At 73.6% G+C, this 24,759-nt stretch carries 23 protein-coding genes; 11 read left to right on the forward strand and 12 right to left on the reverse strand.

Annotated features, from left to right (window positions below; translation table 11 throughout):
- Window positions 1-33 precede the first annotated feature (33 nt).
- From ACH4KB_RS28480 to ACH4KB_RS28490, 3 genes are all read left to right on the forward strand, one after another.
- Entirely contained in the window at window positions 34-1,413 is a 1,380-nt protein-coding gene (locus tag ACH4KB_RS28480; RefSeq protein ID WP_398068712.1) for an SWIM zinc finger family protein, read from the forward strand.
- Window positions 1,410-4,172, forward strand: coding sequence for a DUF6493 family protein (locus ACH4KB_RS28485; RefSeq protein ID WP_398068713.1), 2,763 nt, complete (start codon window positions 1,410-1,412; stop codon window positions 4,170-4,172). Before ACH4KB_RS28480 ends, ACH4KB_RS28485 begins: the two co-directional genes overlap by 4 nt.
- 85 nt (window positions 4,173-4,257) lie before the next feature.
- Window positions 4,258-5,730 carry a GNAT family N-acetyltransferase gene (locus tag ACH4KB_RS28490; protein WP_398068810.1) on the forward strand — a complete coding sequence of 491 codons (1,473 nt, stop codon included), beginning with the start codon at window positions 4,258-4,260 and terminating at the stop codon, window positions 5,728-5,730.
- Here the strand turns inward: ACH4KB_RS28490 and ACH4KB_RS28495 are convergent.
- Entirely contained in the window at window positions 5,618-6,877 is a 1,260-nt protein-coding gene (locus ACH4KB_RS28495) for a trans-sulfuration enzyme family protein (RefSeq protein ID WP_398068714.1), read from the reverse strand. The genes ACH4KB_RS28490 and ACH4KB_RS28495 overlap by 113 nt on opposite strands.
- 59 nt (window positions 6,878-6,936) lie before the next feature.
- Between ACH4KB_RS28495 and ACH4KB_RS28500 the strand changes: the two genes are divergently transcribed.
- The 3 genes from ACH4KB_RS28500 to ACH4KB_RS28510 all read left to right on the forward strand — a co-directional run bounded on the left by ACH4KB_RS28500 (window position 6,937) and on the right by ACH4KB_RS28510 (window position 10,169).
- Window positions 6,937-7,416, forward strand: a complete 480-nt coding sequence (locus ACH4KB_RS28500) for an Lrp/AsnC family transcriptional regulator (protein ID WP_018957866.1) — start codon at window positions 6,937-6,939, stop codon at window positions 7,414-7,416.
- Window positions 7,417-7,538: 122 nt separating this feature from the next.
- Window positions 7,539-9,227, forward strand: coding sequence for a DUF885 domain-containing protein (locus ACH4KB_RS28505; protein ID WP_398068715.1), 1,689 nt, complete (start codon window positions 7,539-7,541; stop codon window positions 9,225-9,227).
- Window positions 9,228-9,287: 60 nt separating this feature from the next.
- Window positions 9,288-10,169, forward strand: a complete 882-nt coding sequence (locus ACH4KB_RS28510) for an ATP-grasp domain-containing protein (RefSeq protein ID WP_398068811.1) — start codon at window positions 9,288-9,290, stop codon at window positions 10,167-10,169.
- Between the two features lie 87 nt (window positions 10,170-10,256).
- On the opposite strand, the gene ACH4KB_RS28515 is transcribed toward ACH4KB_RS28510, so the two are convergent.
- On the reverse strand, window positions 10,257-10,751 hold the full coding sequence (locus tag ACH4KB_RS28515) for a rhodanese-like domain-containing protein (protein WP_398068716.1): 495 nt from the start codon (window positions 10,749-10,751) through the stop codon (window positions 10,257-10,259).
- Window positions 10,752-10,839: 88 nt separating this feature from the next.
- Between ACH4KB_RS28515 and ACH4KB_RS28520 the strand changes: the two genes are divergently transcribed.
- Entirely contained in the window at window positions 10,840-11,286 is a 447-nt protein-coding gene (locus ACH4KB_RS28520) for an Lrp/AsnC family transcriptional regulator (RefSeq protein WP_359616799.1), read from the forward strand.
- Window positions 11,287-11,417: 131 nt separating this feature from the next.
- Here the strand turns inward: ACH4KB_RS28520 and ACH4KB_RS28525 are convergent, their stop codons facing one another.
- The 4 genes from ACH4KB_RS28525 to ACH4KB_RS28540 all read right to left on the reverse strand — a co-directional run bounded on the left by ACH4KB_RS28525 (window position 11,418) and on the right by ACH4KB_RS28540 (window position 16,574).
- The gene (locus tag ACH4KB_RS28525; protein WP_398068717.1) at window positions 11,418-14,426 is read right to left on the reverse strand and encodes an AAA family ATPase; all 3,009 of its coding nucleotides are present in this window, start codon (window positions 14,424-14,426) and stop codon (window positions 11,418-11,420) included.
- A complete protein-coding gene (locus tag ACH4KB_RS28530; RefSeq protein ID WP_398068718.1) occupies window positions 14,423-15,592 on the reverse strand; it encodes an exonuclease SbcCD subunit D in 1,170 nt (389 codons plus the stop codon). Before ACH4KB_RS28530 ends, ACH4KB_RS28525 begins: the two co-directional genes overlap by 4 nt.
- The gene (locus tag ACH4KB_RS28535) at window positions 15,589-15,810 is read right to left on the reverse strand and encodes a hypothetical protein (protein WP_398068719.1); all 222 of its coding nucleotides are present in this window, start codon (window positions 15,808-15,810) and stop codon (window positions 15,589-15,591) included. The genes ACH4KB_RS28530 and ACH4KB_RS28535 overlap by 4 nt, the downstream gene beginning before the upstream one ends.
- Window positions 15,811-15,941: 131 nt before the next feature.
- A complete protein-coding gene (locus tag ACH4KB_RS28540) occupies window positions 15,942-16,574 on the reverse strand; it encodes a YigZ family protein (RefSeq protein WP_398068720.1) in 633 nt (210 codons plus the stop codon).
- A 75-nt stretch (window positions 16,575-16,649) separates the two neighbouring features.
- Between ACH4KB_RS28540 and ACH4KB_RS28545 the strand changes: the two genes are divergently transcribed.
- Entirely contained in the window at window positions 16,650-17,096 is a 447-nt protein-coding gene (locus ACH4KB_RS28545) for a CoA-binding protein (RefSeq protein WP_398068721.1), read from the forward strand.
- Between the two features lie 46 nt (window positions 17,097-17,142).
- A complete protein-coding gene (locus tag ACH4KB_RS28550; RefSeq protein ID WP_398068722.1) occupies window positions 17,143-17,964 on the forward strand; it encodes an aminoglycoside N(3)-acetyltransferase in 822 nt (273 codons plus the stop codon).
- A gap of 42 nt (window positions 17,965-18,006) precedes the next feature.
- On the opposite strand, the gene ACH4KB_RS28555 is transcribed toward ACH4KB_RS28550, so the two are convergent.
- The 3 genes from ACH4KB_RS28555 to ACH4KB_RS28565 all read right to left on the reverse strand — a co-directional run bounded on the left by ACH4KB_RS28555 (window position 18,007) and on the right by ACH4KB_RS28565 (window position 20,091).
- On the reverse strand, window positions 18,007-18,561 hold the full coding sequence (locus tag ACH4KB_RS28555; protein WP_398068723.1) for a YbaK/EbsC family protein: 555 nt from the start codon (window positions 18,559-18,561) through the stop codon (window positions 18,007-18,009).
- Between the two features lie 44 nt (window positions 18,562-18,605).
- Window positions 18,606-19,178 (reverse strand): helix-turn-helix domain-containing protein, encoded by a 573-nt coding sequence (locus tag ACH4KB_RS28560; protein ID WP_398068724.1) that lies wholly within the window; start codon window positions 19,176-19,178, stop codon window positions 18,606-18,608.
- 163 nt (window positions 19,179-19,341) lie between these two features.
- The gene (locus ACH4KB_RS28565; RefSeq protein WP_398068725.1) at window positions 19,342-20,091 is read right to left on the reverse strand and encodes an acyltransferase; all 750 of its coding nucleotides are present in this window, start codon (window positions 20,089-20,091) and stop codon (window positions 19,342-19,344) included.
- Window positions 20,092-20,268: 177 nt separating this feature from the next.
- Between ACH4KB_RS28565 and ACH4KB_RS28570 the strand changes: the two genes are divergently transcribed.
- The gene (locus ACH4KB_RS28570) at window positions 20,269-20,799 is read left to right on the forward strand and encodes a gamma carbonic anhydrase family protein (RefSeq protein WP_398068726.1); all 531 of its coding nucleotides are present in this window, start codon (window positions 20,269-20,271) and stop codon (window positions 20,797-20,799) included.
- 86 nt (window positions 20,800-20,885) lie between these two features.
- Here the strand turns inward: ACH4KB_RS28570 and ACH4KB_RS28575 are convergent, their stop codons facing one another.
- The gene (locus tag ACH4KB_RS28575; RefSeq protein ID WP_398068812.1) at window positions 20,886-21,323 is read right to left on the reverse strand and encodes a DUF4442 domain-containing protein; all 438 of its coding nucleotides are present in this window, start codon (window positions 21,321-21,323) and stop codon (window positions 20,886-20,888) included.
- A gap of 121 nt (window positions 21,324-21,444) precedes the next feature.
- Between ACH4KB_RS28575 and ACH4KB_RS28580 the strand changes: the two genes are divergently transcribed.
- Complete coding sequence (locus tag ACH4KB_RS28580; protein WP_398068727.1) at window positions 21,445-22,539, forward strand: hypothetical protein; 1,095 nt, start codon at window positions 21,445-21,447, stop codon at window positions 22,537-22,539.
- 46 nt (window positions 22,540-22,585) lie between these two features.
- Here ACH4KB_RS28580 and ACH4KB_RS28585 read toward each other — a convergent pair whose 3' ends face one another.
- Both ACH4KB_RS28585 and tuf read right to left on the reverse strand, forming a co-directional pair.
- A complete protein-coding gene (locus ACH4KB_RS28585) occupies window positions 22,586-23,431 on the reverse strand; it encodes a spermidine synthase (protein WP_398068728.1) in 846 nt (281 codons plus the stop codon).
- A gap of 73 nt (window positions 23,432-23,504) precedes the next feature.
- A complete protein-coding gene (gene tuf / locus ACH4KB_RS28590) occupies window positions 23,505-24,680 on the reverse strand; it encodes an elongation factor Tu (protein ID WP_398068729.1) in 1,176 nt (391 codons plus the stop codon).
- Between the last annotated feature and the right edge of the window lie 79 nt (window positions 24,681-24,759).

Genomic DNA, 24,759 nt, shown 5'->3' on the forward strand with positions numbered 1-24,759 from the left:
CCGTTGTCAGTGGTGGGTCCTACGCTTTTTTCCATGACCCGATCCGTTCAGGCCTTGGCCTACGCGCGCCCGTCCTCCCTGACGACATCGCAGGTGGGGCCGTCCCTCGGTCTGGAGACCGCGGGGGGTCTCACCCCGCGCGGAGCGGAGGCGCACCCGCGGTTCTTCGCGGGCTTCCTCGCCGCCCCGCGGACAGCGGCACGCGGGCTGCTGGCGGTCGCGGACGTGGCCGCCGCCCGCTACTACCAGCGCGCGTTGCCCGGCTCCCTGGACCCGGTGGTGACGGGCAACGGCGACCGGCTGCGCTTTGAGTCGTTCTCCGGCTGCTGCGGGGTGTACGCACGCCTCGACGTGCTCCAGGAAGGCCTGGACGGCCGGGAGACCGGCCACGGAACGACGAACGTGGACGTGAATCCTCCGCTGCGAGAGGCGCTGTCGCGGATCACGGCGGACGATCCGCTGCATCTGCGGGTGGGCCCGGAGGAGCTGGCCGTGACCACCCTCGACGGTCCGGTCGTGGAGAAGAAGGTGCCGCTGCCCGACCGGTGGCTGCGCGGTTTCGCCGAGGCGCAGGTCGCCTCGGCGGCGTTCGACCTGCGGGCCGAGCTGACGGCGGCGCAGGCGGTGGCGTTCCTGCGTTCGCTGCCCCGCTCCCCGTCCTCGGGCCGTGCGGCACGGGGCGGCCGGTGGGTGGTGGCGTCGGGAGGGTCTCTGCGCCCGACGACCCGCCCCGTCCCGGGCGCGGTGTGCCTGCCGGGCCCGGAGCGGCTGGTGACGTTGCAGCGGGTGTTGCGCGACGCGACGGCCCTGCGGGTGTACGGGCCGGTGGCCGACGGCGCGGCGGCGGCGAGTGCCTGGGAGGTGGTGCTGCCGGGGATGCGGCTCACGCTGACGCTCTCCCCCGACTCCTCCCGGGGGTTCTCGGGCGAGGGCGGCGTCCTGGAGGCGCTGGCCACGGACGAAGCGGCGGCCGATGCCGAGCTGGTGTCGGTGCTGCTCGCCTGGGAACCCAGGATCGAACCGGCTGCGCTGGCCGAGCAGGCGGGGGTGGGCGTGGAGCGGGTGCGCGCCGCGCTGACCCGGCTCGGCACGGCGGGCCGGGTCGGCTACGACCTGGCGGACGCCACGTACTTCCACCGGGAACTGCCGTACGACGCGGACCGGGCGGAGCGGCACAACCCGCGTCTCGTGGCCGCCCGCAGGCTGGCCGGTGAGGGGGCGGTGGCCCTTGACGTCGGGCGGGCGACGGTCGCTTCCGGTGACCGGCGCTACCAGGTGCGCGAGAGCGGTTCCGAGGTCAGCTGCACCTGTCAGTGGTGGGCGGACTACCGGGGGCGGCGAGGGCCGTGCAAACACGCGCTCGCGGTGCGCATGGTCCGCCGGGGTGCGACGGTCGCCGGAGGCGTGCGATGAACGAGCTGCTCACCGCCGTACGGGCGGGACGCCACCACGAAGTGCCGCCGCTGGTGCTCGGTCTGGATCGGCCCGGCCGCCGTGCCGCCCTCGCCGGGTTGAAGGAGCTGCGCAAGGAGGCACGGGGCTGGGAGTGGCAGCGGCGGGACAAGATCCGCAAGGCGCTGCTGGTGGCCGGCGCGGGCTGTCACACCGGGGCGGCGGGGTGCGCCGCCTGGATCGGGGGCCGTGATCTGCGGGGCTGGGCCCGCTCTCCGTATCCGTTGATCCTCGCTTCGCTGAAGGACCGCGATCCGGTGTGGCTGGGCGATCTGGCCCACCGGTTCGCGGAGCGCGCGGCCCTTTCCGACGCGGAGTACACCTTCGTCGGCGAGCTGGCGCGGATCGCCCAGGTCCCCCTCCCCGTCACGGACAACCTGGTCGTGGGCTGGAGCGAGCTGGTCAGCGCGGCGCGCTGGCGAGGCCGGACCCGGCGCCCGCTGACCGACATCCTGCGGGAGGATCCGTACTCCCCCGCGCTGGCAGCCCGGTTGTTCGAGATGCCGGAGCTGCCGCCGCAGGTCGACTTCCACGACGCGCCGGATGCACGGGACACCTGGCCCGGAGCTCTGTGCGCGCTGGTCGAGGACGGGGCGCTGGACCGGGCACACCTGGTGGCGCGGTGCGTGATCCGTCTGATGCGCGGTGGCAGATCCGTCGATCAGCGGTTCTTCCTGGCCGTTCTCCTGCGGCTGGGGACGACGGAGGACGAGGAGGACCGGCATCTGCGGGACTGGACGGCGATGGCGACGGACGGGATCGCCCCGGTCGCCTCGTACGCCCAGCAGGTGCTCGTACGGCTCGACGCGCGGGGCGTGTTGTCCACCCGTGAGCTGGCGGACGTGTCGGGCGCCGTGCTCTTCCGGCGGGAGAAGAAGCTGGTACGGGCCCAGCTGACCCTGCTCGGCAAGGCGCTGCGCCGGGACGCCTCGGCGGCGGACGAGCTTCTTCCGGCGGTCGCCGAGGCGTTCGGCCATGAGGGCATCGACATCCAGGAGCGGTCTCTGAAGCTGGTCGCGCGGTATCTCCCCGCTGTCGTCGGCCCGCTGGTGCGGGAGCAGTTGGCTTCCGCCGCCGCACAGTTGGGCCCCTTGCACCGGGAGACGGTCCGTGCCCTGTTCGGTGGTCCGGTGGAGGAGGAAGCGCCCGAGGCGTACGAGGAGTGCCTGCCGGCCGCGCCGGTGCCGCGGCGTCAGGAGCCCGCGCCGGGGACCGTGGCGGAACTCGTCGAGGAGGTGGCCGCCCGGGTGAAGGCGCATGCCTCGGAGCGCTGGATCCCGGCGTCGGCCGTCATGGATCCCTCGGCCGGGGGCACCGGCTTCGAGCGGGCACTCGACGGCCTCGTCCGGCTGGCCCGGACCGACCGGGAGGAGCTGACGGCATCTCTGCGAGAGGCGCTGGCCGGTGTGCACTTCGTCGAGAACGGCCTGGCTCCGTACATGCTCGATCCTCGGTCCATCTCGACCTCGCACGGACTCTCCGTCGTGGTGGCCTCGCTGCTGGGCCTGGTCTCCGACCGGGACAGGGCCGCGTGGCGGGCGAAGACGACCGTGAGGGGGCCGGACGCCTGTGCCCACGCCGCGCTGAACGGGGTGCTGCTCGACCGGGCGTGGGAGGCGGCGGAGGCGATAGCGGTCGGGGAGGCTCCGTTCCTGCTGGCCACGCCGACCTGGCACACCGGGGCGATCGACGCGGCCGAGCTCGTGGAACGGCTGCGAACGTATCGGAAGCTGGGCGCCCGTCCCGGCCCCGCCGACTTCGGCCAGGCCCTGCTGCGGGTCCGCCGGGGCTGCGGCCCCGAAGGGGCGGACGTCGCTACGGCGGCCGAGGCACTGGGGACCGGCGAGGGCGACCGGCTGGCCGCCTGGATCCGTGCCGACGAGCCGGTGGCCCCGGTGCTCCGGCATCCGGCGACCTCCGGCTCCCGCCCGTCCGCGGGCAATTGGTGGCAGCGGACGACGACCGGGGCCCGTCAGGTGCTGTTGGCGACCCGGGAGCGACCGGTGATCCGACGTGAGTTCCCGGAATCCTTCCACTGGCTGGGCCGGGCGCAGCTCCCCCGGGCTCAGGAGTGCTACCACTGGGGACCCGAGCGGTCCTCGCACTGGACGGCCACCCTGCCCGAGGATCCCGAGACGCTCGCCGCCTGGTTGATGCCGGACCTCCTGTTCGCCGCCGACCAGGGTCAGCGCGGAGCCGCCGGGTTCCTGCCGGCCCTGGCGGAGAGTGCGGGCGAGGTGGGAGGTGCGACACGTCTCGCGCTGGCCTACGGTCTCGGCGCACGGCACCCCGAGGACCGGACGTCGGCGGTGGACGCCCTGCTCGTGCTGGCCGCGGGAGGCCGGCTGGACGGCGCGTCCCTCGGACGGGAGCTGGCGATCCTGGTCGACCGCGACCTGGTGAAGGTGAACCGCACGGCCGACGCGCTCGGCACGGCGGCCGCCACCGGCGCGTATCGGACGGTGCTGACCGTGCTGGCCTCGATGCTGCCGGGTCTCCTGGCGTACGCGAAGACGCCGCGGGGGCTCGGCGACCTGTTGCGCGTGGCGGCCGAGTGCGCCGAACGCTGCGGTACGGGCGGGATCCCGTCCATAGCGGAGCTCGCGGCCACGGCGGAGCGCAAGGGCTCCTCCCAGACGGCCCGTCAGGCCGCCCGACTGCTCGCGACGTTCCCTGCCGGGGCGGAGGGTTCCACGGAATCTGACCGAAAACGACGATAGGCGACCAGATCAACACGTAACCCATCAGTCACAAGGCGTTCGTGATCAGGCAACACCGTTCGTTCACAGTGAGGACATGACTGATGTGACCTCCGCGAAGAGCGCCCGCCGTCCGCACCACTGGCGGCGGGACCTGATCGAACTGGCCGCCCTGTTCACCGCCGTGGCCGTGGCGGACGCCATCGCCAACCTCATCGGACACCAGCCGGACGGGCCCTACCTGCTCGTCGCGTCGGCGGTGGCGCTGGTGGCCACGGCGGCGTTCCACACCTGGTGGGCGCGACGGCACAGCCACGCTCCCCCGTCCGGTGAGGGGGGCTCCGCGCCGGGCGGAGTAAACGCGGCGGTGCACGGGGCACGGGACGGGGCGGCGGGCGGGGCCGGGGGCAGCGGTGCGGGCAGGATCGCCGGCGCCGAGGAGACCACCCTGTGGCGGATGCGGACGACCGTGCGCGACGCCCCGGGGAGTCTGGCCGCACTGTGCGTGGCCCTCGCCGGACTCCGGGTGGACATCCTGACCCTGGGGACCCACCCGCTGGCGCGGGGGACCGTCGACGAGTTCCTGCTGCGGGCCCCGTCCTCGCTCCAGGCGCAGGAGCTGTCCCGGGAGATCGCGGCCGCCGGCGGCACGTCCACGTGGATCGAGCGGGCGGACGCCCACGACCTGGTCGACATCCCGACCCGGGTGCTGTCGCTGGCCACCCGGACGGCGCTCGACGCGGCCGAGCTGCCGCTCGCTCTGCGCCAGTTGCTCGGCCGGTGCACCATCCACTCGCTGCCCGCCGTCTCCGTCACCGGCCGCCCGACCGAGGAGGGCGCCCCGGTCGAGGGCGTGCTGGAGGAAACGGTGATGCGGCTGCGGGACCCGTCCGGCGGCGTGATCTCCGTCGAGCGGCCCTACCTGCCGTTCACCCCCACCGAGTTCGCGCGGGCGCGTGCCCTGGTCGAGCTCGACGCCCGGCTCGGCCCGCGGGTGCCGCGCGGCGAGGACGTCCTCACCTTGCCCGAGGGCAACGAGATCACCGTGCGCCGCGCGGACCACGGCGATCTCGCCGCGGCCCGCGCCATGCACGACCGCTGCTCACAGCGCACCCTGGGCCTGCGCTACCACGGTCCGGTCGCGGACGCGGACCGCTATCTCGACCACCTGCTGTCCCCCCGCTTCGGCCGCACCCTGGCGGTGCAGACGGCATCGGGCAGGCTGGTGGCACTGGGCCACCTCCTCTGGGACGGCGACGAGACCGAGGTCGCCCTCCTCGTCGAGGACGGCTGGCAGCGCCGGGGCATCGGCTCCGAGTTGCTCGGCCGCCTGGTGGCCCTCGCCGTGGAGGCGGGCTGCGACAGCGTGTACGCCGTCACGCAGTCCCACAACACCGGCATGGTGGCGGCGATGCGCGCGCTGGAGCTGCCCCTCGACTACCAGATCGAGGAGGGCACGCTCGTCATCACCGCCCGGCTGACAACTGACCGGCTGACAACTGACCGGCTGACGACTGACCGGCTGCCGACCGAAGGGTCCGGTCTTCCGGCCGCGCCGACGGAAGGGGCCCGTCGCTGAGCGCCTGGCACAGGTCGGCCCACAGGTCCTCGACGTCCTCCAGACCGACCGACATCCGCAGCAGCCGGTCGCCGACGCCGGACGCCCGCCGGTCTCCCTCCGCCACGATGCGGTGGCTGATGGAGGCCGGGTGCTGGATCAGCGAGTCCACACTGCCGAGGCTGACGGCGGGCGTGATGAGCCGCACCCCGGAGATCACCCGATGCGGGTCCCCGTACACCTCGAAGGAGATCATCGCGCCGCCGATCCGCGGGTAGTGCACCCGGGCGATGCGCGGGTCGGCGGTGAGCCTGCGGACGAGTTCGGCCGCGCTCGTCGAGGCCGCCCGTACGCGCACCGGAAGCGTGGACAGGCCGCGCAGCAGGAGGTAGCCGGCCAGCGGGTGCAGCACTCCGCCGGTGGCGAACCGCACCTGGCGCAGCGTGGCGGCGAACTCCTCGTCGCAGGCGACGACACCGCCCATGACGTCGCCGTGGCCGCCGAGGTACTTGGTGGCGCTGTGCAGGACGATCCGCGCGCCGTGTTCGACGGGACGTTGCAGGACGGGGGTGGCGAAGGTGTTGTCGACCAGCAGCGGGACGGTTCCGCAGGCGTGGGCGACGGCCCGGATGTCGATCTCGGCCAGCGTCGGGTTGGCCGGCGTCTCGACCATCACGAGCCCGGTGTCCGGGCGGATGGCATCGGCGACACCCGCCGGGTCGGTCCAGGTCACCTCGGTGCCCAGCAGCCCGGCGCCGAGCAGATGGTCGCTACAGCCGTAGAGCGGGCGAACCGCGACGACATGGCGCAGCCCCTGACTCGCGCGGGCGAGCAGGACCGCGGTCAGCGCCGCCATCCCGCTGGCGAAGGCGACCGCGCTCTCGGCGCCCTCCAGCCGGGCGAGCGCCGTCTCGAAGCGGCCCGTGGTGGGGTTGTCCAGCCGGGCGTAGACGGGCGGGCCGTCGGGGCGGGCCCCGGTGGTGGCGAAGGCGTCGATCCGCATCGCCTCGCCGCGCGAGTCGTAGGAGGGGTAGGTGGTGGACAGGTCGATCGGCGGGGCGTGCAGACCGAGGGAGGCGAGATCGTCGCGTCCGGCGTGCACGGCTTCGGTGGCGAGAGCCCTGGACGGGGTGGGGGCAGGGGGCGTCATCGAGACTTCGTTGTCCATGCCGTCACTCTGAACAGTTACCGGTTCGTAGCGGCCATGCCCCGTGCTACGTTCGCCACATGTCCGATTCCGTCGCTCTCGATCCGGTGGATCTGCAGATTCTGCGGCTGCTGCAGAACGATGCACGGACCACGTACCGGGAGCTCGCGGCCGAGGTCGGCGTGGCCGCTTCGACCTGCCTCGACCGGGTGGCCCGGCTGCGCCGCTCCGGGGTGATCCTCGGGGACCAGCTGCGCCTCGATCCGGCGAAGCTCGGCCGGGGTCTCCAGGCGCTGCTCCTGGTGCAGGTCAGACCGCACCGCCGGGAGCTCATCGGGCCGTTCGTCGACCGCGTCAGGTCCCTGCCGGAGTCGCGTGCGCTCTTCCACCTCACCGGCCCCGACGACTATCTGGTGCAGGTCGCGGTGGCCGACGCGGCTGATCTGCAGCGGCTGGTGCTGGACGAGTTCACCTCGCGGCGGGAGGTGGCCCGGGTGGACACCCGGCTGATCTTCCAGCAGTGGGACTGCGGGCCACTGCTGCCTCCGGCCGGGAGCTGAGTACCGGAGACCTGCCCGGGACGCGCCGCGACGCCCACCGGAAGCGCTGGAAGTGATCGTCTTTCGGACGCCCCGGGGCCCCGATGATGACGAGGGGGCCACCGTCGTACGAGGATGTCCGCATGTCAGACACTTCGAGCAGCGCGCTGCCCCGTCAGGTCGCCGACGCCTACGTCGACGCCATCATCGAACTCGACCCCATCACGGGCACCTATCTGGGTGTGTCCGAAAGCTCGCGTCGGCTGCCCGACTTCTCACCCGCGGGTCAGGCCGCGGTCGCCGACCTCGTCCGCACGACGCTGCGGGAGCTGGACGCCGCCGAGTTGCGTCCCGGCGCCGACAGCGCGTCCGAACGGCGCTGCGGACGCCTCCTGCGGGAACGACTGACGGCGGAACTCGCCGTGCACGAGGCCGAGGAGGGACTGCGGACGGTCTCCAACCTCCAGTCGCCGGCCCACAGCATCACCGAGGTCTTCACCCTCACGCCGACCGCGACGGACGAGGACTGGGCGGCGGTCGTGGACCGGCTGCGCGCGGTGCCCGCCGCGCACGAGGGGTACCGCGCCTCGCTCGCGCTCGGCCTGGAGCGCAAGCTGTACGGCGGTCCCCGCGCGACCGCCACGTTCGTCGGTCAGCTCACGGAGTGGGGCGGGGAGGGCGAGGGCACGGCGTTCTTCTCGGAGTTCGTCGCCCCCGGCCCCGCGTCGCTGCGGGCGGAGCTGGACGAGGCCGCACGGCTGGCGACCGCCTCGGTCCTCTCCCTGCGTGACTGGGTGCGCGACGTGTACGCCCCGGGCATCGAGGGGGCCCCGGACCCGGTCGGCCGGGAGCGCTACGCCCTCTGGTCGCGGCTGTACAACGGCACCGACCTGGATCTCGACGAGGCGTACGCGTACGGCTGGTCGGAGTACCACCGGCTGCTCGCCGAGATGAGGACCGAGGCCGAGAAGATCCTGCCCGGGGCCGGCCCCTGGGAGGCGCTCGCCCACCTCGACGTGCACGGCAAGCACATCGAGGGCGTGGACGAGGTCCGCGAGTGGCTCCAGGGTCTGATGGACGAGGCGATCGAGGCGCTGGACGGCACGCACTTCGATCTCGCCGAACGGGTCCGGAAGGTGGAGTCCCGCATCGCGCCGCCCGGCGGGGCCGCCGCACCCTACTACACCGGTCCCTCCGAGGACTTCTCCCGCCCGGGGCGCACCTGGCTGCCCACCATGGGCGAGACCCGTTTCCCGGTGTACGACCTGGTCTCGACCTGGTACCACGAGGGCGTTCCCGGCCACCACCTGCAGATCGCCCAGTGGACGCACGTCGCCGACAGCCTCTCCCGTTACCAGGCGTCGATCGGCATGGTCAGCGCCAACGCCGAGGGCTGGGCCCTGTACGCGGAGCGGCTGATGGACGAGCTGGGCTTCCTGCCCGACGCGGAACGGCGGCTCGGCTACCTGGACGCGCAGATGATGCGCGCCTGCCGGGTGATCGTCGACATCGGCATGCACCTGGAGCTGGAGATTCCGGCGGACTCCCCCTTCCACCCGGGCGAGCGCTGGACACCCGAGCTGGCCCAGGAGTTCTTCGGCAACCACAGCGGCCGTCCCGCCGACTTCGTGGAGAGCGAGCTGACCCGCTATCTGTCGATGCCGGGCCAGGCCATCGGCTACAAGCTCGGGGAGCGCGCCTGGCTGCTCGGCCGGGAGAACGCGCGCGCCGCGCACGGCGACGGCTTCGACCTGAAAGCCTGGCACATGGCGGCGCTCTCCCAGGGGTCGCTGGGCCTGGACGATCTGGTGGACGAGCTGTCACGGCTCTGATCGAGCCGATCCGACCGAGGAAAGAGGACCGAGGAAAGAGGGCAGCACGTCATGAACGGCATGAGCGGGCGGAACGGATTCCTTTTCTGCGCCGACCCGTTGCGGCTCTCCCGGCCGGATCCGCAGTTCGCCGCCGAGCTCGGGGCGACGCGTGCGACCGGCGGGCGGATCGCGCTGCTCGATCATGACGCGCTGCTCGCGGGGGACGCGGCCGGGGCGGTGGCCCGGGTCGCGCGGGACTCCGGACCGTACTGGTACCGGGGCTGGATGATCCCCTCCGCCCGGTACGCGGAGCTGGAGGCCGCGCTCGGCGCCCGGGGCTGCGCCCTGCTCACGGGCGCCGCCGGCTACCGGCGGGCACACGAACTCCCCGGCTGGTACGAGGAGTTCGCCGGACTCACGCCGCGCAGCGTCTGGCGCGCCACGGCTCCGGGAGCGCCGCCGCCCACCGCCGACGAGCTGGCCGGGCTCGCGGCGCCCCTGGGGCGGGGGCCCGGCATCGTGAAGGACTTCGTCAAGTCCCGCAAGCACGAGTGGCATGAGGCGTGTTACGTACCGGAGCTGGCGGACGCGGAGCAACTGGCCTCCGTGGTCGCCCGGTTCGTCGAGCTTCAGGGCTCCTTCCTCTCGGGTGGTCTGGTGCTGCGGTCCTTCGAACCGTTCGTCGCGGGTGGCGAGGCGCGGGTGTGGTGGGTGGACGGAGAGGCGGTGCTCGTCACCGCCCACCCCGACACCCCGGGCCCGGTGTCCGTTCCCGGACCGGCCCTCCCGCGGGAGGCCGTGGGCCGCCTCGGGCTGCGCTGGGTCACCACCGACCTGGCGTTGCGCGAGGACGGCGTATGGCGGGTGGTGGAGGTCGGCGACGGCCAGGTCAGCGGGCTCCCCGCCGGGGCGGAGGCCGGGGCCCTGTTCGCAGCGCTGGCGGGCGCCGGACCGCGCTGACCCCTACCCGCGGGGCCGGGCGACCGTCGAATACCCGCGGGGCCGGGCGACCGTCGAACCGTGCCGACCTCCGCCCGGGCCCCGGTCTCAGCAGCCGCAGTCGGCGGCGTCGGCCGGCGCGGTGAGCGGGTCGGCGCCGCGCCGCTCGACGCCCTCCGGGGTCTCGAAGGCGAATCCCTCGCGCACCCAGTACTCGAATCCGCCGAGCATCTCCTTGACCTGGTAGCCCAGTTGGGCGAGGGCCAGGGCCGCGCGGGTCGCGCCGTCGCAGCCCGGCCCCCAGCAGTACGTGATGACGGGGACGGCCGGGTCCAGCAGGGCCGCCGCCTGCTCGGCGATCAGCGCGGTGGGCAGGTGCACCGCGCCGGGCACGTGTCCCTGGTCCCAGGAAGCGGTGGAGCGGCTGTCCAGGACGACGAACCCGGGATCGCCGTCGGCGGCCAGCGTGGAGGCGACGTCGGAGACGTCGGCGTGGAAGGCGAGCGAAGCGCCGAAGAAGGCCGCCGCGGCGGCGGGAGAAGTGGGCGCGACGCGCAGGACGGGGTTGTCGGCCGTGGCCGTGGGGTGCGAGGTCATGACCATGAATCTATGACCGCGGATCGGGACCGGGAAGTGGCGTTCCCCGGCGCTCCTCTTGATTCGCCGGGGATTTCCCTGTTGTCTCGGTCGAGTGACCGACTATTCCCCGGACGCCACCGACTGGCGCATCCTCGACGTCCTCCAGCGCGACGGCCGCGCCACTTTCGCCGAGCTCGCACGCGCCGTCGCCATGTCCCCGAGCGCGGTGACGGAGCGGGTGCGCCGACTGGAGGAGCTGGGGGTGATCAGCGGGTACACGGCGGTGGTCGACGCCGAGCGGCTCGGACTGCCCCTTCTCGCCCTGGTGCGCCTGCGGTACCCGAACGGGAACTACAAGCCCTTCCACGATCTCCTGGAGACCACGCCGGAGATCGTCGAGGCCCACCACGTCACCGGCGACGACTGCTTCGTCCTCAAGGTCACGGCCCGTTCGATGAGGCATCTGGAGGAGACCACCGGACGGATCGGCGCGCTGGGCTCCGTCACCACCAGCGTCGTGTACTCCTCGCCGCTCCCCCGCCGGGCGATCGGCCGCTGACCCGGCGGGGCGCCCGCGCACGGGCGGGCACGGGCCAGGGCGGGCACGGGCCAGGGCGGGCACGGGCCAGGGCGGGCACGGGCCAGGGCGGGCACGGGCCAGGGCGGGCACGGGCCAGGGCGGACCGGACGTCACAGACGATGGCGGACGGAGGAGCCCTGACGCTCCTTCACCACCTCCAGTCGGACCGGGATCCGGCGGCGCAGGTCGGCCACATGGCTGACGATGCCGACGCTGCGGTCCCGCTCCCGCAGGGAGTCGAGTACGTCGAGCACCTCGTCCAGGGTCTGGTCGTCGAGGCTGCCGAACCCCTCGTCGATGAAGAGGGTGTCCAGGCGTACGCCGCCGGCCTCCTCGGTCACGACGTCGGCGAGACCCAGCGCGAGCGCCAGCGAGGCGAAGAACGTCTCCCCGCCGGAGAGCGTCGCGGTGTCGCGTTCGCTGCCGGTCCAGGCGTCGACCACGTGCAGTCCGAGTCCGGCGCGGCGTCCGCCGGTGCGGGCGTCGGAATGGACCAGGGTGTAGCGGCCCGAGGACATCCGCTGGAGCCGTGCGGTGGCGGCGGCGGCCACCTGCTCCAGGCGGGCGGCCAGGACGTACGCCTCCAGGCGCATCTTGCGTTCGTTGTCGGCGGAGGTGCCCGCGGCGAGACCCGCGAGCCGGGCGATCCGTTCGTACTCCTGGCGCACGGGCCCCAGCCGGCGTACCTCGTCGGCGGCCTGCCGGGAGAGCCGGGTCAGCTCGCCGCAGCGCTCGTCGGCGGCGGCGAGCGCGGAGGACGCCTCGCGCAGCAGCCACTCCGCCGTCTCGAACTCTCCCTGAGCTGCTGACGGTTGAGCGGGCGGCTGCTCGGCGGCCTCGCGGGCGTCGCGTTCGGCACGGCGGTCGGCGACCGCGGCGGCCTCGGCCTGCCAGGCGTCCACGCGATGCTGGAGGTCGCGTTGGGCGGCGGCGTCGAGGAGCGTCGCGGCGGCGGCCTCCGGGGTGTCGAAGCCGGCCCGGAACGCCGCGTCGGAGAGCCGGTCGTCGGCCTCCTTGCGCCGCCGGGCCGCGTCCTGCTCGGCGCGTACGGCCTCGGCGGCGTCGGCGAGGCGTGCCACGCGGCGGGTCAACCGCTCCGCGTGCGCCGCGACGGACGGCGACTCGCCCCGGGCGGCGGCGATCTGCTCCTCCAGGCGGGCCTGTTCGGCATCGAGAGCCTCGCGCGCGGCCGTGCGAGCGGAGATCCTGCTGTGCGCTTCCTGCCGCTGTTCCAGCCGCTCGGCGTGCTCGCGCTCGGCGGTGGTGAGGGCCTCACGCGCCGGGTTCGTCGCGGCGGCGAGCCGGTGGGTCTCGGCGTGTTCGTCGGCCAACCGGTCTACCAGCGCGCTGAGTTCGGCCACGGTGGAGGAGGCGGAGGCGTCGTCCCCCCGAGCCTCCGTCTCCGCCGCCGCGTGCCGTTCGCGTAGGAGTCCGAGCTGCTGTCGCACACGGGCGAGGGTCTCCTCGGCGGACCGCTGGGCGGCCAGGGCCCTCTCCTCCGTCGCCCGGTCGACATGGCCGTCACCGGGGCTGGCGGGGGCCGGGTGTTCGGCGGACCCGCAGACCGTGCAGGGCTCGCCCGTGACGAGACCTGCGGCCAACTCGGCCGCGATGCCCCGCAGTCGGCGTTCGCGCAGGTCGAGCCAGGATGTGCGGGCGTCCAGCTCCTGTTCACGTGCGGCGGTGAGCCGCTCCTCCGCCTGTGTCACGTCGGTGGCGAGCGCGTCACGGCGGCCCGCCGCGTCCAGGCGGCGGCGGGCCGGGGCGAGGAGTCCGGCGAGCTGCTCGGCGCGGGTGGCGGCCTCCTGCGAGGCGTCGATGCGTCCCTTGAGGGCCGCGCGGGTGGTGTCCCAGTCGGCAAGCCACGCGTCCGCCTCGCGGATCAGCTCGTCGTCCGCCTGGGCCTCCCGGTTCAGCCGGGCGCGCTCCCGGTCGATCCGTGCACTGCGTTCCTCGGCCTGTCGCGCCGCGTCGAGTGCGTACAGCTCTTGCTGGAACTTTCTTTCCAGCTCGGCCAGTTGGTCGGCACCGGCGTCGGAGAGCTCCGGAGTCAGCAGCGACCGGGCCCGGTCGCGACCTTCGCTCGCGGCCAGGTACGCCCGCTCGGCCTCCTCGCGCAGCTCCAGCGCCGGGGCGACCCGGTCGGCCTTGCGGGCGCGCTCCAACTTCTCCTGGCAGCGGTCGTGTTCGGGCCGTCGCTCCTCCAGGGCCGCGGCGCGGCGCACGGTCTCCTCGTACCGCTGCTGGAGGCGGGCGCGTTCGCGCTCGGTGTCCAGGGCGTGGCGTGCCGTGCGCTGCCGGCCCTCGGCCCCGGTCAGGACGCAGTGGGCGATGCCGAGCCGTTCGCGGGCCGTTGACCGGGCGATGGCGGCCCACTCCAGGACGGCTTCGGCGAGACCGGGTTCGCCGGGCCGGGCGGCGATCGGCGTGGCCTCGGCTCCGACGGGTCCGGCCGCCTGGGCGATGCGCTGGGCGAGGGCGAGGATCCGCTCGTCGGCGGCGGCGACCCTGGCCTCGGCGCCCCGGCGCAGTTCGGCGAGGCGTTCCTCGACGGCGGCGAAGCGGCGGGTGTCGAAGAGCCGGCCGAGGAGCTTGCCGCGGGCTTCGGCGTCCGCGCGCAGAAAGCGGGCGAAATCTCCCTGCGGCAACAGCACCACCTGGCAGAACTGGTCCCGGCTCATGCCGATGAGCTGGGTCAGCTCCTCGCCGATCTCCTGGTGCGACTTGCTGAGCGCCTGCCAGCCGCGCTCGGGGTCGTGGCCGCGCAGCCGGCTCTGGGCCTTCTCCATGGTAAAGCCGTCGCCGCGCTTCTTCGGGCGGGGCTGGGCGGGGCTGCGGGTGACTTCGAGGCGTCGGCCGCCGACGGTCAGTTCCAGCTGGACCTCGGTGGGGAGGCCGGCCGGGGCGTGGTCGCTGCGCAGGGAGGCGCCGGGGCTCTGCCGGGCGCCGGGGACGGCTCCGTACAGGGCGAAGCAGACGGCGTCCAGGACGGAGGTCTTGCCCGCGCCGGTGGGTCCGTGGAGCAGGAAGAGCCCGGCGGAGGAGAGGGCGTCGAAGTCGACTTCCTGGGTGGCGCCGAACGGGCCGAAGGCGGTGATGCTCAGGCGGTGCAGTCTCACCGGGACACCTCGCGCACGGTCTCGTCCACCCGTACGTCGTCGAACGCGGCGCGCAGCACGGTGCGTTCGAGGTCGCTGGGGCCGCTGCCGCCGCGGACGTGGGCGACGAAGTCCTCGGCGATCTGGTGGTCGTCGCGGCCCTGGAGGCGCTGGGCGTAGGACGCCCCCGGGTCGTCCGGCGGCCGCTCGGGATCGAAGACCAGGCTGAGAGTGTGGGGGAAGCGCCGGGCGAGGCGGGCCATGGGTTCGGCGGGGCGCACCGGGTCGGTGAGGGTGGCCTCGACCCAGGCCTGCTCGTGGCGGTCCAGGGCGGGGTCCTCCAGGAGGGTGTCGAGCCGGCCGCGGAGCCGGGCGAGGGGCCGCTCCACGGGGCAGTCGATCCGTATCCCGGCCGCGATGTGCCCGTCGGCGTCGAGGTCGATGAGCCACATGGTCTTGCGGTGGTCGGCCTCGGAGAAGGAGTAGGCGAGCGGGGAGCCGGAGTAGCGCACGCGGCTGGTGACCCGCTGGGAGCCGTGGAGGTGGCCGAGGGCCGCGTAGTCGACGCCGTCGAAGACCCCGGCGGGGACGGCGGCGACTCCGCCGACGGTGATGTCACGTTCGCTGTCGCTGGGCTCCCCGCCCGACACGAAGGCGTGGGCGAGGACGACGGAGCGGGTGCCCCTCGGCCGGGTGGCGAGGTCGGCGCGGACCCGGTCCATGGCGGCGGTGAGGACCGCCTCGTGGCCGGCCCTGTCCGCCCGGAGGACGTCCTTGACCAGGGCCGGTTCCAGGTAGGGCAGCCCGTAGAACGCCACTTCGCCGTGGTCGTCGGCGAGCACGACGGGGGTGGCGCAGTTCTCCGGGGCGGTCCGCAGGTGGATCCCGGCCCGCTCGAAGAGGCCGGCGCCGACGCCGAGCCGGCGGGCCGAGTCGTGGTTGCCGGAGATCATGACGGTGGGGACGCCGGCGGCGGCGAGCCGGTGCAGCGCGCGGTCGAACAGTTCGACGGCGGTGAGCGGCGGGACGGCCCGGTCGTAGACGTCGCCCGCGACGAGGACGACGTCCACCTCGCGTTCCCGGACGGTCGCCACAAGATGGTCGAGGTAGGCGGCCTGGGCGTCGAGGAGGGAGACCCGGTGGAAGGACCGGCCCAGGTGCCAGTCCGAGGTGTGCAGGATCCTCACGCCGTCACTCCGGCGGGTCCGGTCGGCGCCATCGCCCCGCCGGTTCCGGCCCGCCCCGCCACTCGGCCCGTCGCGGCCCGCAGCGTCACTCCGCCGGTTCCGGCCCGCCCCGCCATTCGGCCGGTCGCGGCCCGCAGCGTCACTCCGTCGGTTCCGACCTGCCCGGCCGCCCGGCCCGTCGCGGGCCGCATCGTCATTGCGCCGGTTGTGGCCTGCATCGTCGTCGTCCTCCACCCCGTGGGCCGCGCACCGGCGGCCCGTGATCCCGCTCGGCACCGACCACGCTAACGCCGCCGGGCCGCCGAACCCGCATCGATCATGATTTTGGCCTCGTGGGATTGCCCTCACCTCACGCGGTCGCGTCCCCGTACGCCTCGCCGCCCAGCTCCAGCACGGCGGTCCCCGCGGTCGCGTCGGCGAGCCAGGCGGTGAACGCCTCGACGTCGCCGTCCGGCAGCCCGATGTCGATGGTGACGGCCTCGGCGTACCGCACCTCGCGAACGTCCCGCCCGGTGGCCCGCAGGTCGTTCTCCAGCTTTCCCGCCCGTTGGTGGTCGACCCGGATCGTGGCGAGCCGGAAGCGCTGCCGGGTGATGGTGCCGAGGGCGTCGAGGGCTTCGCCGACCACTCCCCCGTAGGCCCGGATCAGCCCGCCCGCGCCGAGTTTGACCCCGCCGTAGTAGCGGGTGACGACCGCCACGGCGTACCGCACCTCCCGCCGCATGAGCATCTGGAGCATCGGGACACCCGCGGTCCCGCCGGGTTCGCCGTCGTCGCTCGCCTTCTGTACGGAGGCGTCGGCGCCGATCACGTACGCGAAGCAGTTGTGGGAGGCGGTCGGGTGCTCCTTGCGGACGCGGGCGACGAAGTCCTGGGCTTCCTGTTCGGTGGCGGCGGGGGCGAGGGAGCAGAGGAAACGGGATCGGTTGATCTCGCTCTCGTGCACACCCGCGCGGGTGACGGTCCGGTACTGCTCCTGCATCCGTCCACCCTATGCGCCGCCAGGAGGACGGGCCCCGGCGGGAATGGGAAGGTGGGGGCCGTCGGTTGTCCCGGCATGAACGCAGACGGCAGCAGCGCGGCGGACTCGTACGCGGACCCCGCGACGATCAGGCGGATTCTCCAGGACACGGGCGACACCTGGGCGGTGGTGGGCCTGTCCGGCAACCGTTCCCGGGCGGCCTTCGGTGTGGCGGAGGTCCTCCAGCGGTTCGGCAAGCGGGTGGTGCCGGTGCACCCGAAGGCCGAGACGGTGCACGGGGAGCAGGGGTACGCCTCGCTCGCGGACATCCCCTTCCCGGTCGACGTGGTGGACGTGTTCGTCAACAGCGAGCTGGCGGGCGGGGTCGCGGACGAGGCGGCGGCGGTGGGCGCGAAGGCGGTGTGGTTCCAGCTGGGCGTCATGGACCCGGACGCCTTCGAGCGGACGCGCGCGGCGGGGCTGGACATGGTCATGGACCGGTGCCCGGCGATCGAGATCCCGCGGCTGGGCGGGCCCGCCTGAGCGGACCGGGTGTGCGGGACGCCCCGGGACGGGAAGAATCCCCGCCGTGGACGACGTACGCGACGCAGACGTGCTCGACGGGGCCCGGACGACGGCCGCTCTGACCGGGCTGGGCGTACGGCCAGGCGATGTGCTCCTGGTGCACGCCTCGCTGCGCTCGCTCGGACCGGTCTTGGGCGGTGCGCGGGGTGTGCTGGGCGCGCTGCGCCGGGCCGTGGGGCCGGAGGGGACGCTGGTGGTCCCCTCCTTCACCCCGGAGAACTCCGACACCTCTCCGCACTACCGCGAGCGGGTACGGGGCCTGGAAGCCGGGGCCGTCGACGCCGTGCGGGCCTCGATGGAGCCGTACGACCCGGCGCTGACCCCCGCGCCGTCGATGGGCGCGCTGGCCGAGACCGTACGGACGGCTCCGGGGGCCGGGCGCAGCGCGCATCCGCAGACCTCGTTCGCCGCGCTCGGTCCGCGAGCGGCACGCCTGCTCGCCGGGCACCGGGCCGACTGCCATCTCGGCGAGGACTCGCCGCTGGCCCGGCTGTACGAGGCGGACGCCCGGATTCTGCTGCTCGGCACCGGCTACGCCACGTGTACGGCGTTCCACCTGGGCGAGTACCGGATGCCCGCTCCGCCGCGCCGCGGCTACCGCTGTGTGGTGACGTCGCGGGGGGTGCGCCGGTGGTGGGAGTACGAGGACGTCGCCCTGGACGACGGGGACTTCGCCGCCCTGGGCGCGGCGTTCGAGGATGTCGCGGCGGAGGGTGACGTACGCGCGGGGCAGGTGGGCTCGGCCGGATGCCGGCTCGTCCGGCTGCGCCCCGCCGTCGACTTCGCCACGGACTGGCTCACGGAGCACCGGGCGACCGGGCGCTGAACCGGCCGCCCGAAGGGGAGTTGGACGCCCCCGAGGGAGGCGTCAGACGCCGAGGCCCTCGACGAGGACGGCGCCCGGGAGGGCGGCGAGCGCCTTGCCGGGGACGATGAGCTTGCCGCGTCGGCTGCCGCTGCCGATCAGGACCCACTCCTCGTCCACCACGGCGGGGTCCAGCAGGAGGGGCCAGGCGGCGGGCAGGCCGATCGGGGTGATGCCGCCGTACTCCATGCCGCTCTCGCCGACCGCCGTGTCCATCGACGCGAAGGAGGCCTTGCGGGCGCCGAGGTGTCTGCGGACCGCCCCGTTGACGTCGACGCGGGTGCGGGAGAGCACCACGCAGGCGGCGAGGGTGACGTCCTGGCCGCGCTTGCCCGCCACGACGACGCAGTTGGCCGAGGTGTCCAGCAGTTCCACGCCGTAGTGCTCGACGAAGACCGCCGTGTCCGCGAGGGCCGGGTCGCTGTCGACGTGGACGATCTGCTCGGCGGTGAACTCGCCCCAGCCGGCGGTCAGGGCCGTGACGACGGGGGCGGGGAGCAGGTCGAGCCGTTCCGCGGCGGGAGCGGCGTCCTCGAAGGTGCCGATGGGTGCGCGCATGGCGCTCACGCTAACAGGGGCGGCGGCGGGACCGGCCGGGCGTCTCAGCGGACGGGCGGGATGGCGACGACCATGGTGAACACGGCCGGTTCGGCGCCCTCGTTCCGGTAGCCGTGCGGCACGTGCGCCTCGAAGGTGGCGGAGGTGCCGGCGGGGACGGGATGGGTGCGGCCGTCGACGACGAGCGTCAGTTCGCCCTCGGTCACATGGAGTAGTTCGACGGTGCCCTCGGGGTGCGGGTCGGAGGTGGTGCCCTCCCCCGCCATCAGCCGGCAGGTCCACAGTTCGAGCGGGCCGCGGGCCTCGGCGCCGACGAGCAGGGTGGTGGAGCTGCCCGCCTCGGTGGACCACATGCGGACGGCCCGGCTCTCCGGGACCAGCCGGACCTGGGCGCCCTGCTCGTGGTCGAGGAGGGTGGTGATGCTGACGCCGAGCGCGTCGGCCAGTTTGACGGTGGTGCCGACGCTCGGGTTCGTCCGCGCCTGCTCGATCTGGATGATCATCCCGCGGCTGACCCCGGCGCGGGCCGCGAGGGCGTCGAGGGTGAAGCCGCGCTCCCCGCGCCAGCGCTTGAGGTTGCGGGCCAGCGACTGGGTGAGCTGGTCGAGGTCGGACACGTACCGTCCCTGCGGTGGATGGCGGAGTGCGGGTGGCGGAGTGCGGCGTAGTGGGTGCGGTGTGCGGCGTGCTGGGTCGCGTACGGCGCATGCCGGGGTCAAGAATATTGCACTGCGCTACGGTGCGTTCCCGCGTCCGGCGGGCTGTACCGCCACCGACGCCCTACGGTGTTTCGCGGCCCTCGTCCAGCTCCGCGAGGGCCAGTAGCTGTTCGGGCGTGATGCCCTCGGGAATCGGCACGGGCGCCGGGGTGCGCAGGGGCGGCTGCCAGCCCTTCTCCGGGTCCCAGCTGCGGACGACGCGGGCGGGGGCCCCCGCGACCACCGCGTGGTCGGGGACCTCGCCCCGGACGACCGCGCCCGCGGCGACCACGACGTTCCGGCCGAGGCGGGCGCCGGGCAGGATCACCGCGCCGGTGCCGATCCAGCAGCCTGGCCCGATCGCCACCGGCTCCATCCGGGGCCACTGTTTGCCCACGGGCTCGTGCGGGTCGTCGTAGCTGTGGTTGGTCGAGGTGATGTAGACGTACGGGCCGCAGTACGTGTCCGGGCCGATCGTCACCGTCGTGTCCGCGATCACATGGCTGCCGCGCCCCAGCACCACGCCGTCGCCCAGCGTGAGGACGGTGTCGGGGCCGAGGTCCAGGCCCGGCATCATCCCGGCCGTGAGCGTGACCTGCTCGCCGATGACGCAGTGCGCGCCGAGCTCGATCCACGGCTCCCCGAACACGGTCCCCTGCGGGAAGGCGAGCCGGGTCCCCGTGCCGATCGCGCGGAACCGCAGCCGCCCGGGGTGCTCGGCGGTGACCGCGCCCACCCGCTGCGCCCAGGCCCAGGCGAGGTGGACCGCGCGGGAGGCGGCACGGCGGGACCGGCGGGCGAGGAAGGAGAACGCGTTGCGGTTCTTCGGCACGCGCTCACGGTAGTCGGCGGCGCGGGGGACGACCCGTGCGACGACCTGTGATGTTCACCCCACCGGGCGGCGTGCGCGGGGGGCCGTCCCCTACCGTGTGAGGCGGCCGGGCCCGGCGGATCCGACCGATCCGGCGGGAAGGCCCAGGAGCACCACACCGGCGCGAAGGAGCAGGCGATGGCGGAGCAGGCGTTGATCACGGGCATGGGCGGCAAGGAGCCGGACATCGACGTGGACGCGTTCGTGGCCCCGACCTCCGTGGTGATCGGCGAGGTGACGCTCGCCCCGGGCTCCAGCGTCTGGTACCAGGCCGTGCTGCGGGCCGACTGCGGTCCCATCACGGTCGGCCCCGACAGCAACATCCAGGACAACTGCAGCGTGCACACCGACCCCGGGTTCCCGCTCACCGTGGGCGCTCGGGTCTCGGTCGGCCACAACGCGGTGCTGCACGGCTGTGTGATCGAGGACGACGTGCTGGTGGGAATGGGCGCCACGGTGCTCAACGGCGCGCACATCGGGGCGGGTTCGCTGGTCGCCGCGCAGGCACTCGTGCCGCAGGGGATGCGGGTGCCGCCGGGCTCGCTCGTCGCGGGGGTGCCCGCGAAGGTGAAGCGGCCGCTGACCGCCGAGGAGCTGGAGGGCATCCGCTTCAACGCGGCGGGGTACGTGGAGCTGGCCAAGGCACACCGCGAGGCGCACGGGGGCTGACGCCCGGACCGTAGGCCACAGCGCCCCGGGCCGCCGCCCCTCCCGTTCGGGCAGGGCGGCGGCCCGGGGTGTGTGCGGGGCGGTTCTCAGCTGTTGGGGCGCAGGGTCCACACGACGGTCATCTCGCCGGTGACGGCGTCGTCGGCGCGCCGGATCTCGATGGCGACGGGGAATTCCGGCCGCTGTCCGGCGTCCAGCTCGGCGACGACGTCGGCTATGGGGCGGCCGAGGGTCGCGGTCGCGGTGACCTCGCCCTTGGCGAGCTTCTTGTAGCCGATCTCGGCCTTCACAGCGAGCGGCACGGCGCGCGACATCTGGTCGCCGAAGGCGGCGATGACGATCGCGCCGCTGGCGGACTCGGCGAGCGTGAACATCGCTCCGGCGTGGGGGCCGCCGAGGTGGTTGTGGTAGTCCGCCTGGTCGGGCAGCCGGACGACGGCGCGCTCCGGCGTCGTCTCCAGGAAGTCGAGGTTGAGGGTCCGGGCCATCGGGACCGTCGCGACGAGCATCTCGCCCACGGTCATCTGTTCAGCGCTCATGCCGGAAGGTTACTCATCAGTAGTATCGTTTGGCCATCCCCTTGTGACGGCTCTGGGACAGGGCGGCCGTAGAAGTGGCCGGGCGGCCCATCTATGGTTACTGGCCATGTGGCCAGGAACGCAGCCGCCCGGGGGCGAGCAGAACCCGCAGGACCAGAACCAGAACCCGTACCAGCAGCCGGGGTACCAGCAGCCGAATCCCTATCAGCAACCGGGATATCCGCCGCAGGGCCAGTCCGGGCAGCCCACGGAGCCGGGCTACGGATACCCGCAGGGCCCGCCCGGCGGGCAGCCGGGGTACCAGCAGCCCAATCCCTACCAGCAGCCGACGGTGCCGCAGTACGCCGTCCCGGGTCCGCCCGGCGGGCCGAAGCCCGGCGACGACAAGAAGAAGACGACGATCGTGGCGATCGTCGCGGCGACCGCCGTCGTGGTCGCGGCGGGCGTCACCGGTTTCCTCGTGCTCGGCAAGGACGACGAGGGCGGCAAGTCCGTCGCCGGCGGCGGGAAGTCCGCGTCGCCGAGCGCCAAGCCCAGCGAGACGGCCACCGGCTCCGCACCGCCCGTGGAGAACCCGCGGGGCTCCGAGAACGACCCCAAGCCGGTCGTTCCGGGCTGGAAGGTCGTCACCAACCCCAAGTGGGGCACGCAGTTCGACGTCCCCGGTGACTGGGAGGTCGCCAGTTCGGGCATGTTCTCCGGCTTCGAGGACGCCAAGGAGCCCACCGGTAAGCCGGTCGCCGGTTTCTCCGCACCCGCCTACTACAAGAGCAAGTGGTGCGTCGACGACTCCGACGGGGACGGCAGCGAGGAGGACACCGGGCTGGCCGGCGTCGGGACGAAGGGCGCCCAGGGCGCCAAGAACACCGACGAGGCCGCGACCAACGAGGCCGCCAACTGGGTGTGGGCCGCCTACGCCCAGCTGGACCCCAAGAACAAGGTCAAGGTCGGCAAGCCCAAGGCGTACACCACCGAGTCGGGTCTGTCCGGCAGTGTCGTGCAGGCCACCGCGCTGGGCCTGGCCAACAAGGAGAAGTGCGACAGCGACGGGAAGTCGATCGCCTTCTCCTTCAAGAACTCCAAGGGCGACTTCTCGACCTGGGTCCTCTACGCCGCCGCCGGCGTCAAGGACGAGCTTCCCGACACCACCATCCAGAAGATCCTGAGCACGGTCCGCCTCTCCGGTCAGCCCACCGGCTGACCCGCGCGCCCCGCCCGTTCCCGCCCCCGATCCGCCCGACGAAGCCTCAGCCGACGCTGAAGGCTCCGTCGGGCGGTTCGGGCGAGGCGACCGCGTCCACGTCCGCCACCGGGCGGGCCCCGCCGATGAACCGGGTCAGCGCGGGACCGTGGGTGACCCGTGCGGGGAAGGCGTCGGCGGCGCAGGCGCGGACGAGCGGGGCCACGTCGAGGGGCGCGTACGAGGCGAGCAGGACGAGGTTGCCGAAGCGCCGCCCGCGCAGTACGGCCGGTTCCCCGATCAGCGCGAGTTCCGGAAAGACCTCGGCGAAGTTCGCCAGCTGGGAGCGGAGGAAGGCGAACGGCGCGCTGTCGGCCAGGTTGGCGGCGTAGATCCCGTCCCCGCGCAGCGCCCGGCCCGCGGCCCGCGCGTACTCGACGGACGTGAGGTGCGCCGGAACACGGGAGCCGCCGAAGACGTCCGCGATCAGGAGGTCGGCGGAGGCGGGGACCATCGCCTCCAGCCGCTCCCGGGCGTCGGCCGCGTGCAGGGAGATGCCACTGCCCTCGGGCAGCGGCAGGTGCTCCTGGACCATCCGCAGCAGCTCCCGGTCCGCGTCGACGACGTCCTGGCCTGATCCGGGGCGGGTCGCCGCCACATAGCGGGGCAGGGTCAGCGCCCCGCCACCCAGGTGCAGGACGTCCAGGGGCTCGCCCGGTCCGGCCACGCCGTCCACGACGTGGGCGAGCCTGCGTACGTACTCGAACTCCAGGTAGGACGGGTCGTCGAGGTCGACGTAGGACTGGGGCGCGTCGTCGACCGTGAGCAGCCAGGCCCGGTCGCGGTCCACGTCGGGCAGCAGCCGGGCGGTGCCGCAGTCGACCTCTCGGATGACGGGTATCGGCTCGTTCACGCCTCCATTGTCGCCTCCCGCGCCCCGCTGCCCGTCACCCCCGGGCCGGGGGCGACGGGCAGCGGGTGTGTGCTCAGAGCAGCGCGGTGACCGTGCCAGCGCCGACCGTGCGGCCGCCCTCGCGGATCGCGAAGCCGAGACCGGACTCCAGTGGCACGTCACGGCCCAGCTCCACGGTCATCGTGACCGTGTCGCCGGGGCGCGCGACCGCCGTCCCGCCGAGGTCGACGTCGCCGACGACGTCCGCCGTACGGATGTAGAACTGCGGCCGGTAGCCGGTGGTCACCGGGGTCGACCGGCCGCCCTCCTTCGTCGACAGGACGTACACCTGGGCGGTGAACCGGCGGCTCGGCGCCACGCTGCCGGGCGCGGCCACGACATGGCCGCGGCGGACCCGGTCGCGCTCCACCCCGCGCAGCAGCAGCGCGACGTTGTCCCCGGCCTCGGCGGACTCCATCGGCTTGCCGAAGGTCTCCAGGCCGGTGACGACCGTCTCGACGTCCGCGCCGAGCACCGCGACCCGGTCGCCGACACGGACGGTGCCGCGCTCGACGGCGCCGGTGACGACAGTGCCCCGGCCGGTGATGGTCAGGACGTTCTCGACGGACAGCAGGAACGGCACGTCGGTGTAGCGCACCGGAATCGGTACGTACGTGTCGACGGCGTCCAGCAGCCCTTCGATCGCCGCCGTCCACCGCGGGTCGCCCTCCAGCGCCTTGAGGCCGGAGACCCGGACCACGGGGACGGTGTCGCCGCCGTACCCGTGCGCGGAGAGCAGCTCGCGGACCTCCAGCTCGACCAGGTCGGTCAGCTCGGGGTCGCCCGCGTCGGCCTTGTTGAGGGCGACGACGATGTGGTCGACGCCCACTTGACGGGCCAGCAGGACGTGCTCGGCGGTCTGCGGCATGATCCCGTCGAGCGCGGAGACGACGAGGATCGCCCCGTCGAGCTGCGCCGCTCCGGTCACCATGTTCTTGATGTAGTCGGCGTGTCCGGGCATGTCGACGTGCGCGTAGTGGCGGGTGTCGGTCTCGTACTCGACGTGCGCGATGTTGATGGTGATGCCGCGCTGGGCCTCCTCGGGGGCCCGGTCGATGCGGTCGAAGGCCACGTAGGAGGTGGAACTGCCACCGCGCTCGCTGAGGACCTTGGTGATGGCGGCGGTGAGCGTGGTCTTGCCGTGGTCGACGTGGCCCATGGTGCCGATGTTGAGGTGCGGCTTGGTGCGCACGTAAGCCGTCTTGGACATGGCTCGTTCCTTTGAGAACTCGAAGCTGAGATGAGAAGACCCCAGGGCCCCGCCGACCCTCCCCTTGCGGGGTCCGCCG

The sequence above is a fragment of the Streptomyces sp. NPDC017520 genome (assembly GCF_044329855.1).
GTDB lineage: Bacteria > Actinomycetota > Actinomycetes > Streptomycetales > Streptomycetaceae > Streptomyces.

What these genes read in the sequence shown, in the direction of transcription:
- ACH4KB_RS28545 (WP_398068721.1), top strand. Translation starts at nt 16,650, where the DNA reads ATGAACGCAGACGGCAGCAGCGCGGCGGACTCGTACGCGGACCCCGCG.
- ACH4KB_RS28580 (WP_398068727.1), top strand. Translation starts at nt 21,445, where the DNA reads ATGTGGCCAGGAACGCAGCCGCCCGGGGGCGAGCAGAACCCGCAGGAC.
- ACH4KB_RS28540 (WP_398068720.1), bottom strand. Translation starts at nt 16,574, where the DNA reads ATGCAGGAGCAGTACCGGACCGTCACCCGCGCGGGTGTGCACGAGAGC.
- ACH4KB_RS28485 (WP_398068713.1), top strand. Translation starts at nt 1,410, where the DNA reads ATGAACGAGCTGCTCACCGCCGTACGGGCGGGACGCCACCACGAAGTG.
- tuf (WP_398068729.1), bottom strand. Translation starts at nt 24,680, where the DNA reads ATGTCCAAGACGGCTTACGTGCGCACCAAGCCGCACCTCAACATCGGC.
- ACH4KB_RS28500 (WP_018957866.1), top strand. Translation starts at nt 6,937, where the DNA reads ATGTCCGATTCCGTCGCTCTCGATCCGGTGGATCTGCAGATTCTGCGG.
- ACH4KB_RS28555 (WP_398068723.1), bottom strand. Translation starts at nt 18,561, where the DNA reads ATGCGCGCACCCATCGGCACCTTCGAGGACGCCGCTCCCGCCGCGGAA.
- ACH4KB_RS28510 (WP_398068811.1), top strand. Translation starts at nt 9,288, where the DNA reads ATGAGCGGGCGGAACGGATTCCTTTTCTGCGCCGACCCGTTGCGGCTC.
- ACH4KB_RS28515 (WP_398068716.1), bottom strand. Translation starts at nt 10,751, where the DNA reads ATGGTCATGACCTCGCACCCCACGGCCACGGCCGACAACCCCGTCCTG.
- ACH4KB_RS28535 (WP_398068719.1), bottom strand. Translation starts at nt 15,810, where the DNA reads ATGCAGGCCACAACCGGCGCAATGACGATGCGGCCCGCGACGGGCCGG.
- ACH4KB_RS28480 (WP_398068712.1), top strand. Translation starts at nt 34, where the DNA reads ATGACCCGATCCGTTCAGGCCTTGGCCTACGCGCGCCCGTCCTCCCTG.
- ACH4KB_RS28505 (WP_398068715.1), top strand. Translation starts at nt 7,539, where the DNA reads ATGTCAGACACTTCGAGCAGCGCGCTGCCCCGTCAGGTCGCCGACGCC.
- ACH4KB_RS28495 (WP_398068714.1), bottom strand. Translation starts at nt 6,877, where the DNA reads ATGGACAACGAAGTCTCGATGACGCCCCCTGCCCCCACCCCGTCCAGG.
- ACH4KB_RS28570 (WP_398068726.1), top strand. Translation starts at nt 20,269, where the DNA reads ATGGCGGAGCAGGCGTTGATCACGGGCATGGGCGGCAAGGAGCCGGAC.
- ACH4KB_RS28575 (WP_398068812.1), bottom strand. Translation starts at nt 21,323, where the DNA reads ATGACCGTGGGCGAGATGCTCGTCGCGACGGTCCCGATGGCCCGGACC.